At 76.9% G+C, this 18,841-nt stretch carries 1 protein-coding gene; it reads left to right on the forward strand.

Translation table 11 applies throughout. From position 1 onward, the window contains the following. Nucleotides 1-123 precede the first annotated feature (123 nt). Nucleotides 124-18,834 carry a non-ribosomal peptide synthetase gene (locus tag IG05_RS0120800; RefSeq protein WP_030344681.1) on the forward strand — a complete coding sequence of 6,237 codons (18,711 nt, stop codon included), beginning with the start codon at nt 124-126 and terminating at the stop codon, nt 18,832-18,834. Nucleotides 18,835-18,841: the final 7 nt, after the last annotated feature.

Genomic DNA, 18,841 nt, shown 5'->3' on the forward strand with positions numbered 1-18,841 from the left:
CTCCCCGGCACACGCACGCCCCGCAGCACCGTCGCGCCCACCCGGTGGGCCACCCGGTCCAGCGCGCCACCCCCGTGGCGGTCCCCGGCGCCGCATCGTCCCGCTCTCCAAAGGACTTCACCCATGACGGACCTGCACGACAAGCCCGCACCGGCGTCCTCCCTGCCGCGGCAGGCCGGCCCCGCCGCCGACGCGCCGGGGAGCGGCGCGGCCCCGGCGTACCCGACGCTCGGCGAGCTGTTCGCCGCCTGGGTGGCCCGCACCCCGGACGCGCCGGCCCTCACCGACGGCCGGCGCACCTGGACCTACCGCGAACTGGCCGCCCGCGCCGACCGGTTGGCCGCACACCTGGTCCGGCGGGGAGCGGGACCCGACCGCGTGGTCGCCCTCGTCCTGCCGCGCTCGATGGAGCTGATCGCGGCGGAGCTGGCCGTCGCGCGGGCCGGCGCCGCCTTCCTGCCCGTGGACCCCGCCTACCCCGCCGAACGCCGCGCGCTGATGCTCGCCGACGCCGCGCCCACGGTCACCCTCGACGACCCGCCCGGAGTCCGCGAGCTGCTGGACACCGGGGACGACGCGGAGCCCGGCCCCGGTACCCGGGCCGGCGCCGACCACGCCGCCTACGTCATCTACACCTCCGGCTCCACCGGCACCCCCAAGGGCGTCACGGTCACCCACCGCGGCATCGGCGGCTTCACCACGGCCGCCGCCGAACGGTACGCGGTGGGCCCCGGCGACCGCGTGCTGCAGTTCTCCTCGCCGAGCTTCGACGCCTCCGTCCTGGAACTGTTCGTCTCCGTGCTGTCCGGCGCCACGCTCGTCGTACCGCCGGACGGCCCCTGGCTGGGCGACGAACTCGCCGCGGTCCTGGACGAACACCGCATCACCCACGCCCTCATCCCGCCGGCCGCGCTGGCCACCCTGCCCGACCCCGCGCAGGGGACGGCCCGTCACCTGCGCACGCTGATCGTGGGCGCGGAGGCCTGCCCGGCCGGGCTCGTGGACCGCTGGGCACCCGGCCGCCGCATGATCAACTCCTACGGTCCGACCGAGGCCACCATCGTCGCCACGTGGACCGGGCCGCTCACCGCCGGCCGGGGCACCCCGACGATCGGCGGCGCCCTGCCGCACACCCGGGTGCACGTCCTCGACGCCGCGCTGCGTCCCGTACCGGCCGGTGCGGACGGCGAGCTGTTCGTCGGCGGCGACGCGGTGGCCCGCGGCTACCTGGGCCGGCCGGGGCTGACCGCCGCCCGCTTCGTCGCCGACCCCTACGGCCCGCCCGGCGCCCGGCTGTACCGCACCGGGGACCGGGCGCGCTGGACCACCGACGGGGAGCTGGAGTTCCTCGGCCGGCTGGACCGGCAGGTGAAGATCCGCGGCTTCCGCATCGAACCGGGCGAGATCGAGGCGGCCCTGCGCCGGACCGGCGCCGTCGGCGAGGCGGTCGTCGTGGTACGCGAGGACACGCCGGGCCACCAGCGCCTCGTCGGCTACGTCACCCCCGCCGGAGCCCCGGCGTCCGCCGACCCCCGGCCCGCCACCGCGCCACCCGGCTCCGGCGACGGCCCGCGGCCCCCCGCGCACCCCCTCGACCCCGCGGCCCTGCGCGCCGCCCTCGCCGCCGCGCTGCCCGCCCACATGGTGCCCTCGGCGATCGTCGTACTGGAGCGGATGCCGCTCACCCCGCAGCACAAGATCGACCGGCGGGCGCTGCCCGCTCCGGAGCGCTCGGCCGCGGCCGGGCACGTGGCGCCGCGGTCGGAACGCGAGCGGGCCCTCGCCGAGATCTGGACGCAAGTGCTGGGCGTCGCGGCGGTCGGGGTGACGGACGACTTCTTCGAGCTGGGCGGCGAATCGATCCTCGCCGCCCGTGTCCTGGCCCGGATCCGGGAGGAGCTGGGCGTCCGGCTGACGGTCCGGGACGTGTTCACCGCGCGGACGGTCGCCGCCCTGGCCGGGCTGCTGGGCGACCCGTCGGACGCGGCACCGTCCGAGCCGATCCCGCCCGCCCCCGCCGAGGCCGTGCTGCCGCTGTCCAGCGCCCAGCGGCGGCTGTGGTACCTCGACGAACTCTCCGCGGGCGGCAGCGAGTACAACACCGGGGTGTCCCTGCGGCTGCGCGGCCCCCTGGACCCGGACGCGCTGCGCCGCTCCCTGCGCCGCCTCGCGGCCCGCCACGCCTCCCTGCGCACCACCTTCACCACCGTCGACGGCCAGGGCGTCCAGCGGGTCGCGCCGGAGCCGGAGCTGCCGCTCGGGACCGCCGACCTCACCGGCGTACCCGACGCCCGCCGCGCCGAGGCCGCCGAGGCGCTGCTCACCGAGGAGCTGAGCCGCCCCTACGACCTGGCGGCCGGCCCGCTCACCCGGGCCCTGCTGGTCCGCCTGGCCGCCGAGGACCACCTGCTGCTCCTGGCCCAGCACCACATCGTCACCGACGGCTGGTCCGTGGGCATCCTCACCCGCGAACTCGCCGCCCTCTACCACGCGGAGACCACCGGGGAGCCCGACGGCCTGGCGCAACCCGCCGTGCAGTACCCGGACTTCGCGGTCTGGGAGCGAGGGCAGCGCACCGGCGACACGGACGCCGCCGACCTGGCCTACTGGAGACGGCACCTGACGGGCCTCCAGCAGCTGGAGCTGCCCACCGACCGGCCGCGTCCCGCCGTGCGCACCACCGCCGGAGCCGCTCACCGGCACACGCTCCCCGCCGAGTTGGTGACCCGGCTGCGGCAGCTGGCCGCGGGCCGCGGCACCACCGTGTTCACCTTGTTCGCCGGCGCCTGCGCGCTGCTGTTCTCCCGCTACTCCGGGCAGCGGGACGTCGCGTTCGGCACCGTCACCACCGGCCGCGGCCGGCGGGACCTGGAGGACGTGCCCGGCTTCTTCGCCAACACGGTGGTGCTGCGCGGCGAGGTGGACGAGCGGGCGACCGTGGACCGGTTCGTGGAGAGCATGCGGACGACCGTCCTGGACGCCTTCGCGCACGACGGGGTGCCGTTCGACCGGGTGGTGGAGGAGCTGGCCCCGCCGCGCGACCCGAGCCGCACCCCGCTGGTGCAGGCGCTCGTGGTGCAGCAGACCGCGCTGCCGGTGCCGCCGCTGTCCGGCGGGGTGCGCCTCGCCGAGCACCCGCTGCCCCGCCCCGCCGCCCGCTTCGACCTGGTCCTGGAGTTCACCCCGGACGCGGACGGCGACTGCGCGCTGACCGCCGAGTTCAACACCGACCTGTTCGAGGCGGCGACCGTGGCCCGCCTGACCGCCCACCTGCACCGCCTGCTGGAGGGCATGGCGGACGGCCCCGGCCGCGCCCTGGCCGAGCTGCCCATGCTGTCCGCCGAGGAGCAGCGCACGCTGGTGGACGCCTGGAACCCGCCCGCCCGCCGCTCCCCGGACACCGAACCCGCCACCCTGCCCGAGCTGTTCCGCGCCCAGGCGGCCCGCACCCCCGACCGCACCGCCGTCGTCTGCGGCCCCGACCGGCTGGACTACGCCGAGGTGGCCCGGCGCGCCAACCGGCTGGCCCGGCTGCTCCTCGCGCGCGGCGCGGGCCCGGAGACCCTGGTCGCGCTGTGCCTGCCGCGCACCGCCGACCTGGTGCCCGTGGTGTGGGCCGTCCTCACCGCCGGCGCCGGCTATCTGCCCGTCGACCCGGCCTACCCCGCCGAACGCGTCCGCTTCATGCTCGCCGACGCCCGGCCCGCCCTGGTGATCGCCACCCGGGAGACCGCCGACGCCCTGCCCCCGGACTGCACACCGCTGCTCCTGGAGGACTGCGCCGACCCGGCCGTGCCCGGCACCGACGTCACGGACGCCGACCGGCCCCGGCCGCTGCTGCCGGACCACCCCGCGTACGTCATCTACACCTCGGGTTCCACCGGCCGCCCCAAGGGGGTCGTGGTCACCCACCGCACGGTCGCCGCGCTGGCCGCGTGGGCGGCGGAGCGGTTCGGGGAGCGGGGGCTCGGCCATGTGATCGCCTCCACCTCCCTCAACTTCGACGTCTCCGTCTTCGAGCTGCTCTGCCCGACCACGGCGGGCGGCACCGTCGAGGTGGTCGCCGACCTGCCGGCCCTCACCGACGGCACGGGACCCCGGCGGGCCGGGCTGCTGAGCGGGGTGCCGTCCGTCGTCTCCCGCCTGTTCGCGCAGGGCGCGGCGCCCGTGACCGCGGACACCGTCGTCCTCGCCGGGGAGGCCCTGCCCGCGCAGACGCTGCACGATCTGCGCACCGCCCTGCCCGGCAGCCGGCTCGCCAACATCTACGGGCCCACCGAGGCCACCGTGTACGCCACCGCATGGTTCGCCGGGGACCGGCTGCCGGAACAGGCGCCGCCCATCGGCGAGCCCGTCGCGCTCACCCGCGCCTACGTCCTCGACCACGCGCTGCGCCCCCAGCCGGTCGGCGTCACAGGTGAGTTGTACCTCGGCGGCGGCGGGCTGGCCCGCGGCTACCTGAACCGTGCGGGCCTGACCGCCGCACGGTTCGTCGCCGACCCGTTCGGCGCGCCGGGACAGCGCATGTACCGCACCGGCGACCTGGTGCGCCGCCGTGCCGACGGCGTGCTCGAATACGTGGGCCGCATCGACCAGCAGGTCAAGGTGCGCGGCTTCCGCATCGAACTCGGCGAGGTGGAGGAGGCGTTGCGGGGCTGCGCGGGCGTCGCCGAGGCCGCGGCCACCACCACCACCGACAGTGACGGCCACCGGCGCCTGGCCGGTTACGTCGTCCCGGCCGCCGGCGAGCGGGTGGAACCGGAGGCCGTACGCCGCGAACTCGGCCGGACGCTGCCCGCCTCCATGGTGCCCTCGGCCGTCGTGGTGCTGGACGCCCTGCCGCTGAACCCGAACGGCAAGCTCGACCGCGGCCGGCTCCCCGACCCGGGCCCCGCCGTCCGCGCGGTACGGCACGTCGCGCCCCGCACACCCACCGAGCGCACCCTCGCCGCGATCTGGGCCGAGGTGCTGCGCGCCGAGCGGATCGGCGTCGACGACAACTTCTTCGAGCTCGGCGGCGACTCGATCCTCAGCATCCAGGTCGTGGCCCGCGCCCGGCAGGACGGCCTGCCGCTGACCTCGCGGGACGTCTACCGGCACCAGACGGTCGCCGCGCTCGCCCGCTGCGCGGACGCCGCCCGGGGCCCGCGCGAGGCCGCCCCCGCACCGGAGACCGCCACCGGCCCGGCCCCCCTGACCCCCATCCAGCACTGGCTGTTCGGCACGGCCGCCGGGCGCGCCGGCCACTTCGCGCAGGCGCTGTCCGTCCAGGTGCCCGACGACGTGGACCCGGCGGCGCTGGAGGACGCGCTGAACGACCTGGTCGCCCACCACGACGCCCTGCGCTCCCGCTTCGCCGCCGCCGACGGCGCCGCCGGGATCCGCTGGCACGTCGAGGACCGGGCGCCCCGCGTCCGCCTGGCCCGGTACACCGGCCCGGACCAGGACACCCCGCACTTCGGCCCCTTCGACCTCGCCCGGGGACCGCTGCTGCGGGCCGTCCTGCACGAACCGGGAGCCGGCCGGCCCCGCGTCCTGCATCTGGCCGTCCACCACCTGGTGGTCGACGGGGTGTCCTGGCGGCTGCTGCTGGACGACCTGGACCGCGCCTACCGGGCCCGCCGCACCGGCGGCGACGGTCAGGCCGCGCTGCCCCCGAAGTCCTCGCCGCTGCGCGCGTGGGCCCGCCGGCTGAACGCCCACGCGGCCGACGGCGGCTTCGCCGGCGAGCGGGAGTACTGGGCCCGGGCGGTGCCCGGCACCGCACCCGCCGTCCCCGCCGACCTGCCGGGCGGCACCAACACCTACGCCTCGCAGCGCGCGGTCACCGTGCGGCTGAGCGCCGAGGACACCGCGGCCCTGCTGCGCACCCTGCCCGACACCTACCGCACCCAGGCCAACGACGTCCTGCTGAGCGCCCTCGGCCGGGCGCTGTGCGCCGCGACCGGCCGGGACCGGGTGGTGGTCGACGTCGAGGGGCACGGCCGCGAGGAACTCTTCCCCGAACTGGACATCAGCCGCACGGTCGGCTGGTTCACCACCCGGTACCCCGTCGCGCTCGCCGTTCCCGAGGACGCCGGCTGGGACGCCGTGCTGAAGCAGGTCAAGGAGCAGCTGCGCGCCGTACCCCGGCACGGCCTGGGCCATGACGCGCTGCGCTACCTCGCCGGGCCCGGGGCGCCGGCGCGCACCCCGGCCGCGCAGATCAGCTTCAACTACCTGGGCCGGATGGGCCTGCCGGATGACGGGGACGGCCTCTTCCGGGGCACCGTACGCCCGCTGGAACTGGACGCCGACCCGGCGGCCGAGCGCCCGCACGCCCTGGAGGTCGTCGGGCAACTCGACGGTGACGCACTGGAGTTCACCTGGTTCTACTCCGACCGGCTGCACCGCAGGGACACGGTCGCGGACCTGGCCCGGCGTTTCGCCGACGCGCTCGCCGGCCTGGCCCGGCACGCCACCCGGCCCGGGGCCGCCGGACGCACCCCGTCCGACTTCCCGCTGGCCCGGCTCGACCAGGCCGCCGTGGACCGGATCACCGGCGCGGACCCGGCGGCGGTGGCGGACATCCATCCGCTCACGCCCACCCAGGCGGGCATGCTCTTCCACGGCCTGTCGCAGGACGACCGCGGGGTCTACTTCCAGCAGCTGACGTTCGAGCTGGACGGCGTGCCCGACCCGCGGGCCCTCGCCGCCGCCTGGCAGCACGTCACCGACCGCACCGAGGTGCTGCGCGGCCGCGTCGTCTGGCAGGACGTGCCCGAGCCGCTGCTGGTGGTGCAGCGCCACGCGGCCGTGCCGGTCACCCACCTGGACTGGCGGGACCTGACGGAGCAGGAGCGCCGCGCCCGGCTGGACGACGTGCTGGCCCGGGACCGCGCCGAGGGCATCGACCTCGGCCGGGCCCCCCTCCAGCGGCTGCTCCTCGCCCGCACCTCCGGCACCTCGGTGCGCGTGGTGTGGTCCTTCCACCATCTCCTGCTGGACGGCTGGAGCCTGTTCCAGGTGCTCTCGGACGTCTTCGCCCGGCACGCGGGCAACGGCCCCGACGCCCTCCCGGACCGGCCCCCGTACGCCGACTACGTGGCCTGGCTCCGGCAGCGCGACCCGGCCGCCGCCGAACGGCACTGGCGGCACCGCCTGACCGGCCTGGCCGAGGCCACACCGCTGCCGTACGACCGTGAGCCGCGCGAGGCCCACCGCGCCGAGTCCACGCACGAGGTCCGGGCCGTGCTGCCCGCGCCCGCCACCCGGGCGCTGGAGGAGCTGGCGCGCGCCTCGGGCCTGACCCTGAACACCCTGGTGCAGGGCGCCTGGGCGCTGCTGCTGGCCCGGCAGGCCGGCCGGGACGAGGTGGTGTTCGGCACCACCGTGTCCGGCCGGCCGCCCGAGCTGCCCGGCGCCGACGCCATGACCGGCCTGTTCATCACCACCCTGCCCACCCGGGTCGCGGTCCCCGCCGAGGGCACCCTGACCGACTGGCTGCGCGCCCTCCAGCACGACCAGAGCGAGGACCGGCGCTTCGACCACCTGCCGCTCACCCGGATGCGGACGTTCACCGCACTGCCCGAGCAGGTCGGCCTGTTCGACAGCATCGTCGTCTTCGAGAACTACCCGGTGGACGACGACCTCGCCGCCGCCCACGGACTGCGTCTGAGCGGACTGAAGGGCGTCGAGACCACCAACTACCCGCTCAGCCTCACCGCCTACCCGGGCCCCGAGCTGACCCTGCGCCTGGGCTACGACCCCGGCCTGTTCGACGCGGGCACCGCCGAGCGGATGGCCGAGTACCTGACCGTCCTGCTCACCCGGCTGCCCGCCGGCGCCGGGCGCCCGCCCGCCCGGCTCCCGCTGCTCGCCCCGGACCGCCGCGAGCAGGTGCTGCGCGCCTGGAACGACACCGGTACGGACCTCCCGGAGGGCACCGTCGCGGAGCTGTTCGCCGCGCAGGTCCGCCGCACCCCCGACGCGGTGGCCCTGGAGGCCGGCGACCGGCACCTCACCTACCGCGAACTCGACTCCCGCGCCGAGGCGCTGGCGGCCCGCCTGGCCGGGCTCGGCGTACGGCCGGAACGGCCCGTCGGCGTGCTCATGGACCGTTCCGTGGAGCTGGTCGTCACCCAGCTGGCACTCGTCCGCACCGGCGGGGTGTACGTCCCGCTGGACGGCCGGGCACCCGTCGAGCGGCTGCGCCGGACGCTGGCCGAGGCCGGCGCCGGGCTGCTGCTCACCGACGCCGGCCGGGCGGACACGGCCCTGGAGCTGCTGCCCGGCGACCGTGTGCTGCGCGTCGACGGCACCTCCGGCGCGGACGGCCCCGCGCCCGCGCACACCGTGCACCCCGACAACGTCCAGTACCTGATGTTCACCTCGGGCTCCACCGGCACCCCCAAGGGCGTCGCGGTGCGCCAGCGGGACGTCGCCGCGCTCGCCCTGGACCGGGCCTTCACCGGGCACGACCGGGTCCTCGTGCACTCGCCGCACGCCTTCGACGCCGCCACCTACGAGGTGTGGGTGCCGCTGCTGCGCGGCGGCACCGCGGTGCTCGCCGCGCCGGCCGACCTGGACGCCGCCCAGGTCCGGCGCGCCGTCACGGAACAGGGCGTGACCTGCCTGTGGCTGACCGCCGGGCTGTTCCGCCTGCTGGCCCAGGAGGACCCCGGCTGCCTGCGCGGCGCCCGCGAGGTGTGGACCGGCGGCGAGGCCGTGCCGGGCGCGGCCGTGCGCCGGGTCCTGGACGCCTGCCCCGGCCTGACCGTCGTGGACGGCTACGGCCCCACCGAGACCACCACCTTCGCCACCCGGCGCGTCTTCCGCTCCGGCGACCCGCTGCCCGCCGTGCTGCCCATCGGCCGCCCGCTGGACAACACCCGCGTGCACGTCCTCGACGCCGCCCTCCAGCCGCAACCGCCGGGCATCCCCGGGGAGCTGTACATAGCCGGCGCGGGACTGGCCCGGGGCTACGCGGGCCGCCCCGGAGCGACCGCCGCCCGCTACGTCGCCGACCCCTTCGGCCCGCCCGGCACCCGGATGTACCGCACCGGCGACCTCGTGCGCTGGAGCGCCGACGGAGAACTGCACTTCGTCGGCCGCGCCGACGACCAGATCAAGATCCGCGGCTTCCGCGTCGAACCCGCCGAGATCGAGGCCCGGCTCACCGCCCACCCCGCCGTCGCCGAGGCCGTCGTCTCCCTCTACGAGGACGCCGGCCGCAAGCGGCTCGCCGCCCACCTGGTGCCGGCCGGCGACGCCGGCGTACCCGGCACCGCCGAGCTGCGCGCCCACCTGGCGGCCGCACTGCCCGACTACATGCTGCCCGCCGCGTTCGTCACCGTGCCCGAGCTGCCGCTGACCGCCAACGGCAAGGTCGACCGGCGGCGGCTGCCCGCCCCCGACTGGTCGGCGGGCGGCGACCGGGCCCACCGCGCCCCGCGCACCGAGACCGAGCGGGTCCTCGCCGGGATCTGGGCCGAGCTGCTCGGCGTCGAACGGGTCGGCGTGGACGACAACTTCTTCACGCTGGGCGGCGACTCCATCCTCAGCATCCAGGTGGTCTCCCGGGCCCGGGCCGCCGGGCTCACCCTCACCCCGCGCGACCTCTTCCGGCACCCCACCGTCGCCGAGCTGGCCGCCGCCGGCGGCGACGCCGCGCCCGCCGTCGCCGGCACCGGACCGGTCAGCGGACCGGCGGACCTCACCCCGATCCAGCACTGGTTCCTCGACCCGCGGCCGGCGCACGCCGCCTTCTTCAACCAGTCCGTCGTCATCGAGGCCGCCGGCCCGGTCGACGAGGACGCCCTGCGCCGCGCCCTCACCGCCCTGTGGACCCACCACGACGCCCTCCGCGCCCGGTTCGCGCTCGGCGGCGACGGCTCCTGGAGCCAGGACATCGCCGCCGACAGCCCGGTCCCGGAGCTGCTCCGGGTCCATGACCGGCAGGCCGAGGAACGCGTCACGGCGGAGGCCCACGCCGGACTCCGGCTGGAGACCGGCCCGTTGTTCACCGCGCGCCTGTTCACCGCCGACGGCACCCGGCCCGCCCGGCTGCTGCTCGTCGCCCACCACCTGGTCGTCGACGGCGTCTCCTGGCGGATCCTGCTGGAGGACCTGGAGACCGGCTACGCGCAGGCCGCCGCCGGACAGCCGGTACGGCTGCCCGCCCGCACCACCTCGGTACGGGAGTGGACCCGCCGGCTGCACGAGCGCACCGGCACCTTCGCCGGCCGGCTCGACTTCTGGGAGCGGGCCGCCCGGCACTGCGCCGACCCGCTCCCCGTGGACGGCGACGGCGGCACCACCATGGCCGACGTCCGCGAGGTCACCGTACGGCTGGACCGCGACCGCACCGACGGCCTGCTGCGCCGCGTCCCCGGCGTCTACCGCACCCGTGTCGACGACGTCCTGCTCACCGCGCTGGGCCGGGTCCTCGCCGACTGGACCGGACGCGACACCGTCGCCGTCGGCCTGGAGGGACACGGCCGCGAGGACCAGCTGTTCGAGGACGTCGACCTGTCCCGCACGGTCGGTTGGTTCACCTCCCTCCACCCGGTCGCCCTGACCGTCCCGGCCGGGGACTGGGGCACCGCCCTGAAGTCGGTGAAGGAGCAGCTGCGGGCCGTACCCGACCGGGGACTCGGCTACGGCGTCCTGCGCCACCTCGCCCGCGACCCCCGGCTCGCCGACGCGCCGGCGCCCGGCATCACCTTCAACTACCTGGGCCGCTTCGACTGGTCCGCCGACGGCGGCACCCTGATCGGGGCGGTGCCCGGCGGCCTGGGCGGCGCCGAGGCGCCCGGCACCGAGCGGCCGCACCTGCTGGACGTCGTGGCCCGGGTCGAGAACGACCAGCTGGAGATCACCTGGTACTACGGCGCCGGACGGCACCGCGAGGAGACCGTCACCGCGCTCGCCGAGGGCATGCTGCACGCCCTGACCGGCATCGTCGCGCACTGCGCGCGCCCCGACGCGGGCGGCCGTACCCCGTCCGACTTCCCGCTGGCCCGCCTGGACCAGGCCGCCGTGGACCGGATCGCCGGGGACGGCCGGGACGTCGCCGACGTCTACCCGCTCACCCCGATGCAGGCGGGCATGCTCTTCCACAGCCTGCTGGACGCCGACAGCCGCACCTACGTCAACCAGGTGCAGCTCGTGCTGACCGGCGTGACCGACCCGCACGCGCTCGCCGAGGCCTGGCAGCACACCGCCGACGCCAACCCGGTGCTGCGCACCGGCCTGGTGTGGCAGGAGACCCCGGAACCGCTCCAGGTCGTCCGGCACCGGGCCTCCGTGCCCGTCACCCACCACGACTGGTCCGGACGGCCCGCCGAGTGGGGCGCGCGCGAGCTGGACCGGCTGCTCGAAGCGGACCGGCAGGCCGGCCTCGACCTCGGCACGGCGCCCCTGATGCGGCTGACGCTGATCCGGCTGGCACCCGACCGGGTCCGCCTGGTGTGGACCTTCCACCACGTCCTGCTCGACGGCTGGAGCGCCGCCCAGGTCTTCGACGAGGTGTGCGCACGGTACGCGGCCCTCACCTCCGGGCACCGCCCGAGGCTGCCCGAGCGCAGGCCCTTCGCCGACTACCTGCGCTGGCTCGCCGGACGCGACACCGGCCGGGCCGAACGGTACTGGCGGGAGACCCTCGCCGGTTTCCAGGCGCCCACCGAACTGCCCCGGGACCGGCGGCCCGCCGAGGCCCACCGCGCCTCCTCCTCCGGGTCGGTGCGCATCACCCTCGGCCCGGACGTGTCGGCGCGGCTGCGGGAGACCGCCCAGTGGGCCGGGCTCACCCTCAACACGGTCCTCCAGGGCGCGTGGGCGCTGCTGCTGTCCCGCTACGGCGGCGGTGACGACGTGGTGTTCGGTACGACCGTCTCCGGCCGGCCCGCCGAACTTCCGGGCGTGACCTCGATGGTGGGCCTGTTCATCAACACCCTGCCCACCCGGGTCCGCATCGACGGGGCCCGCCCGCTGCCGGACTGGCTGCGCGACCTCCAGGCCGCCCAGTCCGAGGCCCGCCGCCACGACTTCGTCTCGCTGGCCCAGGTCCAGTCGTGGAGCGAGGTCCCCGGCGGCACCGGCCTGTTCGACTCCATCGTGGTCTTCGAGAACTACCCGTTCGACGAGGGCGCACTGGCCCGGCACGGCCTCGCCATGGAATCGGAACGGGACCTGGAGCCCACCAACTACCCGCTCAGCGTGGTCGTGGCGCCCGGCGACACCCTGGACGTGCACCTCGACTACGACCCCGCCGCCTTCGACGAGGCGACCGTGCAGGCGCTCGGGGAGAGCCTGCGCGTCCTGCTCACCGGCATGGCCGCCGACCCGGACCGCCGGCTGGCCGAGTTGCCGCTGCTGGACCCGGCCGAAGAGCGGGCCCTCGTGGACCGGTTCGGCGGACGGACGGCCGAGGCACCGTACGACACCCTGCCCGAGGCGTTCCGCCGGCAGGCCGAGCGGACCCCGGACGCCCCGGCCGTCCGGCACGGCGACACCCTCCTCACCTACCGCGAACTCGACGCGCGCTCCAACCGGCTGGCGCGGCGGCTCATCGCCGCGGGCGCGGGACCCGAGCGCTTCGTCGCCCTCTGTCTGCCGCGCACCGCCGACCTGCTCGTGGCCCTCCTCGCGGTGCTGAAGAGCGGCGCCGGCTATCTGCCCGTCGACCCCCAGTACCCGGCCGAGCGCGTCGCGTTCCTCTTCGAGGACGTACGGCCCGACGCCGTGATCACCGCCGCGGAGACCGCCGGGCGGCTGCCCGAGGGCCCCTTCACCCGGATCCTCCTGGACACGGAGGCGGACCCGGGCGCCGGCGTACCGGACACCCCGGTCGGCGACGGCGAACGGCGCACCCCCCTGCTGCCCGCCCACCCCGCCTACGTCATCCACACCTCCGGTTCGACCGGCCGGCCCAAGGGCGTGGTCGTCAGCCACGCCTCCGTGCTGGCGCTGACCGACTGGGCGGCGGCCGAGTTCGGCGGCCGGGGCCTGCACCACGTGGTGGCCTCCACCTCGCTCAACTTCGACGTGTCGGTCTTCGAGATCTTCTCGCCCCTGCTGTCCGGCGGCTGCGTGGAGGTCGTCCGCGACCTGCTGGCCCTCGCCGAGCGCCCGGGGCCCTGGCGCGCCGGACTGCTGAGCGCGGTGCCCTCGGCCCTGGACCGGCTGCTCGCCGAGGACGCCGTCCGCATCACCGCGGACACCGTCGTCCTCGCGGGGGAGGGGCTGCCCGCCCGGACCGTACGCCGGGTCCGCACGGCGATCCCCGGCAGCCGGGTGCACAACATTTACGGCCCCACCGAGGCCACCGTCTACGCCACCGCCTTCACCTGCGACCCGGCCGACCCCGACCGCGACCCGCCGATCGGCCGGCCCCTCGGCGGCGCCCGCGCCTACGTCCTGGACGAGCGGATGCGCCCGGTGCCCCCCGGCGCGCCCGGCGAGCTCTTCCTCGCCGGGACCGGCGTCGCCCGCGGCTACCTGCGCCGGCCCGGCCTGACCGCCGGCCGCTTCCTGCCGGACCCGTTCGGCCCGCCCGGCGGCCGCATGTACCGCACCGGCGACCTGGTCCGCTGGACCGCCGACGGCGACCTCGTCTACCTCGGCCGCGGCGACGACCAGGTGAAGGTGCGCGGCTTCCGCATCGAACTCGGCGAGGTCGAGGCCGCGCTGGCCCGCCACCCGGCGGTGGCGGGCGCCGCGGCCCGGGTGATCGAACACGCGGGCCACCGCCGCCTGGTCGGCTACGTGGTGCCCCGCACCCCGGCCCGGTCCGACACCGCCGGGGCCGCCCTGCCCGACACCGCCGAGCTGCGGGCCTTCCTCGCCCGCAGCCTCCCCGACCACCTGGTGCCGGCCCTCGTCGTCCCGCTGGAGCGGCTGCCGCTCGGGGCCACCGGCAAGCTCGACCGGCGGGCGCTGCCCGTACCCGAGTGGGCCGCGCCGGGCACCGGGGAGGCAGGCCGGCCGCCGCGTACCGAGGCCGAACAGACCCTCGCGGCCATCTGGTCGGAGGTGCTCGGCGTGCCCGAGGTCGGCGCCGACGACAACTACTTCACGCTCGGCGGCGACTCCATCCTCGGCATCCGGATCGTCTCGGCCGCCCGCCGGGCCGGGCTCGCGCTGACCCCCCGGCACCTGTTCACGCACCAGACCCTCGCCGAACTCGCCGCCGCCGCGGAGCGCGTCCCGGTCGCCACGGTCGCCGCCGAGCAGGGCCCGGTGACCGGCGACGCCCCGCTCACCCCCGTACAGCACTGGCTGCTGGACACCCTCACCGGCGACCCCGCGCACTTCAGCCAGACGGTCGCCCACGAGCTGGCCGCGGACCCCGACGAGAACCTGCTGCGAGCCGCCCTGGCAGCCGTAGTGGAGCACCACGACGCTCTGCGGCTGCGGTTCGAGCGGGACGAGGACGGGCGGTGGCGGCAGTACGGCACCGCGCCCGGCGCCGAGCCGCACCTGGAGGTGCACCGGCGGACGGACCCGGGCGCGGTGGCCGAGACCCTCGCCGCCGGCTTCGACCTGGCCGCGGGGCCCCTGCTGCGGGCCGCACTGTGCCGGCCCGGCGACGGCGGCCGGCCGGTGCTGCTGCTCGCCGCCCACCACCTGGTGGTGGACGCCGTGTCCTGGCGGCTGCTCCTGGAGGACCTCGACACCGCCTACCGCGCGCTGCGGGACGGCGAACGGCCCGCCCTCGGACCCAAGAGCACCTCGTTCCGGGACTGGGCCCGGCGGCTCGCCGCGCACACCGAGGCGGGCGGCTTCGACGCCGAACTCGCCCACTGGCAGGGCCTCGACGCCGGCACCGCGCTGCCCGTGGACCACCCGGGCGGCACGAACACCGTCGCCGACGAGGAGAGCGTGACCGCCGGCCTCGACGCCGAGGAGACCCGCCGGCTGCTCCAGGACGTGCCGGACACCTACCGCACCCGCGTCAACGACGTCCTGCTGAGCGCGCTCGGCCGGGTCCTGGCCCGCTGGACCGGCCGGGACCGGGTGGCGGTGACCCTGGAGGGCCACGGCCGCGAGGACCTGTTCCCGGACACCGACCTCGCCCGCACGGCCGGCTGGTTCACCGCCATGTACCCCGTCGCCCTGGACGTGCCCCGGGACGCCGGCACCGGCACCGTGCTCAAGGCGGTCAAGGAGAACCTGCGGGCCGTACCGCACGGCGGACTCGGCTACGGCGCGCTGCGCTACCTGCACCCCACCGCCGGCCGGGAACTGCCCGGTCTGCCGCCCGTCTGCTTCAACTACCTGGGCCGGCCGGACGGGACCCCGGCCCCTGGCGGCCTGCTGCACGCGCCGCACGGCGGCCTCGCCGGCGGCATGGACCGCTCGGCGGACCGGCCGCACCTCCTCGACGTCCTCGGGCAGGTGAGCGACGGGCGACTGGAGTTCACCTGGTCGTACAGCGGCGCGGTGCACCGGCGGGAGACCGTCGGCCGTCTCGCGGCCGAACTGACCGAGGAACTCCGGGCGATCGTCCGGCACTGCGCCGAACCCGGCGCGGGCGGCCGCACCCCCTCCGACTTCCCGCTCGCGCCGCTCGACCAGGCGGCCGTCGACCGGCTCGTCGGCAACGGCGCGGACGTCACCGACGTGTACCCGCTCACGCCCACCCAGACCGGCATGGTGATGCACGGCCTGGACGAGGCCGAACACGGCCTGTACGTCGAGCAGATCACCTTCGTGGCGGAGGGCGCCGGCGACCCCGGGACCCTGGCCGCCGCCTGGCAGCACGTCGTCGACCGCACCCCCGTGCTGCGCACCTCCGTCGCCCTGCACGGCGTACCCGTGCCGCTCCAGATCGTCCACCGGACCGCGATCCTGCCCGTCACCGAGCACGACTGGAGCGCCCTGCCGGCCGACCGGCGCGAGGCGGAGCTGGAGCGGCTGCTCGCCGACGAGCGGGCCCGCGGCCTCGCCCTGGACCGCGCCCCGCTGCTGCGGATCGCCCTGGTCCGGCTCGGCCCGGACGCGGTCCGCGTGGTGTGGACCTTCCACCACGTCCTCCTGGACGGCTGGAGCGTCTTCCACGTCCTGTCCGACGTCACGGCCGCGCACGCCGCCCTCGCCCGCGGCGAGCGGCCCCGGCTGCCCGAGCGCCGGCCGTTCGCGGACTACGCCGCCTGGCTGGCCGCCCGGGACACCGGCCCCGCCGAGGAGCACTGGCGCGGCGCGCTGGCCGGCCTCGCCGCGCCGACCCCGCTGCCGTACGACCGCCGGCCCGCCCCGGGCACCACGGCCCGCTCCGGCACCTGGCTGTCGCAACGGCTCGGCGCCGAACAGACGCGGCACCTTGAGGAGTTCGCCCGCCGGCACCGCCTCACCCTCAACACGCTGGTGCAGGGCGCCTGGGCGCTGCTGCTGGCGCGGTGGAGCGGGCAGCGCGAGGTGTGCTTCGGCACCACGGTCTCCGGCCGGCCCGCCGACCTGCCCGGCGCCGACACCGTCACCGGGCTGTTCATCACCACCCTGCCCGCCCGGACCGCGGTCGACGGCGACGCCCGATGCGCCGCCTGGCTGCGCACGGTGCAGGAGGCCCGCGCCGAGGACCGCCGGCACGACCACCTGCCCCTGAACACCCTGCACTCCCTCAGCCGACTGCCGTCCGACACGGCGCTGTTCGACAGCCTGGTGGTCTTCGAGAACTACCCGGTCGGCGACGCGACCGCGGGCGCGCACGGGCTCGCCCTGCGCGACCTGGACGCCCGGGAGGCCACCAACTACCCCCTCACCGTGGTCGTCTCGCCCGGCGACCGGCTCGCCGTCGAACTCGGCTACGACCCGCGGTACTTCGACGCGGCCACCGCCGCCTCCCTGGCCGGACAGCTGCTGCACGCGCTGCACACGCTGGCCGCCTCCGACGGCACCGCCCGCCTGGACGACCTCGACCTGCTGCCGCCCGGCGAACGCGACCGGCTGCTGCACGGCCCCGCCCGCCCGGCGCTCGGCCCGGTGCCCGCCGCCACCCTGCCCGCCCTGATCGAGGCCGCCGTCGACCGGTGGCCCACCGCCCCCGCGCTCGGCGCGCCCGGCACGCTGCTCACCTTCGCCGAGGCCGAGGCCCGGGCCAACCGGCTCGCGCACCGGCTCATCGCCCGCGGCGCCGGACCCGGCGACCTCGTCGCGCTGCTGCTGCCCCGCTCGCCGGACATGGTGCTGGCGCAGCTCGCGGTGGCGAAGGCGGGCGCCGCGTTCCTGCCCGTCGACCCGGCCTACCCCGAGGAGCGGATCGCCCTGATGCTGGGCGACGCGGCCCCCGCCCTCACCCTCGACGCCAAGGAGGTCGCCGGGCTGCTCGCCGCCCCGCCGGACGACGTACCCGGGCACCGGCCCGGCGACGGTGACCGGACCCGCCCGCTCGACCTGGACGACCCGGCCTACGTCATCTACACCTCCGGCTCCACCGGCACTCCCAAGGGCGTCGTCGTCACCCACCGCGGGCTCGCCGCCTTCTCCGCCGCCGAGGCCGCCCACTACCAGGTCGGCGAGGGCGACCGGGTGCTGGCGTTCGCCACGCCCAGCTTCGACGCCTCCGTGCTGGAGCTGTGCATGTCCCTGCCGCACGGCGCCCGGCTGGTCGTACCCCGGCCCGGCCCGCTGCTCGGCGCCGAACTGGCCGACACCCTGCGGGCCGAGCGGATCACGCACACCCTGCTGCCGCCGGCCGCGCTCGCCACCCTGCCCGCCGGCACCCCCGGCACGCTGCCCGACCTCAAGACGCTGATCGTCGGCGCCGACGCGTGCGGTGCCGAACTCGTCGCCCGCTGGGCCCCGCACCACCGCATGGTGAACTCCTACGGCCCCACCGAGGCCACCGTCGTCGCCACCTGGTCCGACCCCCTGGAGGCGGACGGCAGCGCACCGCCCGTCGGCCGCCCGCTGCCCGCCACCGGCGCCTACGTCCTGGACGCCCGGCTGCGGCCGGTCCCCGACGGCGTCGCCGGCGAACTGTGGCTCGCCGGACCGGCACTGGCCCGCGGCTACCTCGGCCGGCCCGGACTGACCGCATCCCGCTTCCGCGCCGACCCGTTCGGGCCGCCCGGCACCCGCATGTACCGCACCGGCGACCTGGTGCGCCGCGACAGCGGGGGCGAACTGCACTACCTGGGCCGCACCGACCACCAGCTGAAGCTGCGCGGCCACCGCATCGAGGCGGGCGAGGTCGAGGCGGCGCTGGCCGGCCATCCGGGCGTGCTGGACGCGGTGGTGACCGTACGCGAGGACGAACCCGGCCAGCCCCGGCTGGTCGCCCACCTGCTCACGGCCCCCGGCGCGCAGCCGCCCACCCCGGCCGAACTGCGGGCGCTGGCCGCCCGCACGCTGCCCGGCTACATGGTGCCCTCGGCGTTCGCGGTGCTGGACCGCTTCCCGGTCACCGAGAACGGCAAGACCGACCGGGCCGCCCTGCCCGCCCCGGCACCGGCACCGGCCGAGGAACGGCCGGGGTCCGGGTACGTGGCACCCCGCACCCCGGCCGAGGAGGCGCTGGCGGCCATCTGGGAGGAGACCCTCCAGACCGCCGTGGGCGCCGAGGACGACTACTTCCTGCTCGGCGGCGACTCCATGCGCGCCCTGCTCATCGCCTCCCGCGCGAACGACGCCTTCGGCGTCACGCTCACCCCCCGCGACGTCCTGCTCTCCCGCACGGTGGCCGCCCTGGCGGAACGCGTGGAGGAACTGGTGCTGAGCGAACTGGAGGACGCCGCGTACGGCGACCCCGACGCCGAGGGCGACGCGTACGGCGACCCCGACGCCGAGGGCGACGCGTACGGCGACCCCGACTCCGAAGACGCCGCGTACGGCGGCCACGACCACGAACGGTGAGGATCCG

The organism is Streptomyces sp. NRRL S-1022, from assembly GCF_000720135.1.
GTDB lineage: Bacteria > Actinomycetota > Actinomycetes > Streptomycetales > Streptomycetaceae > Streptomyces.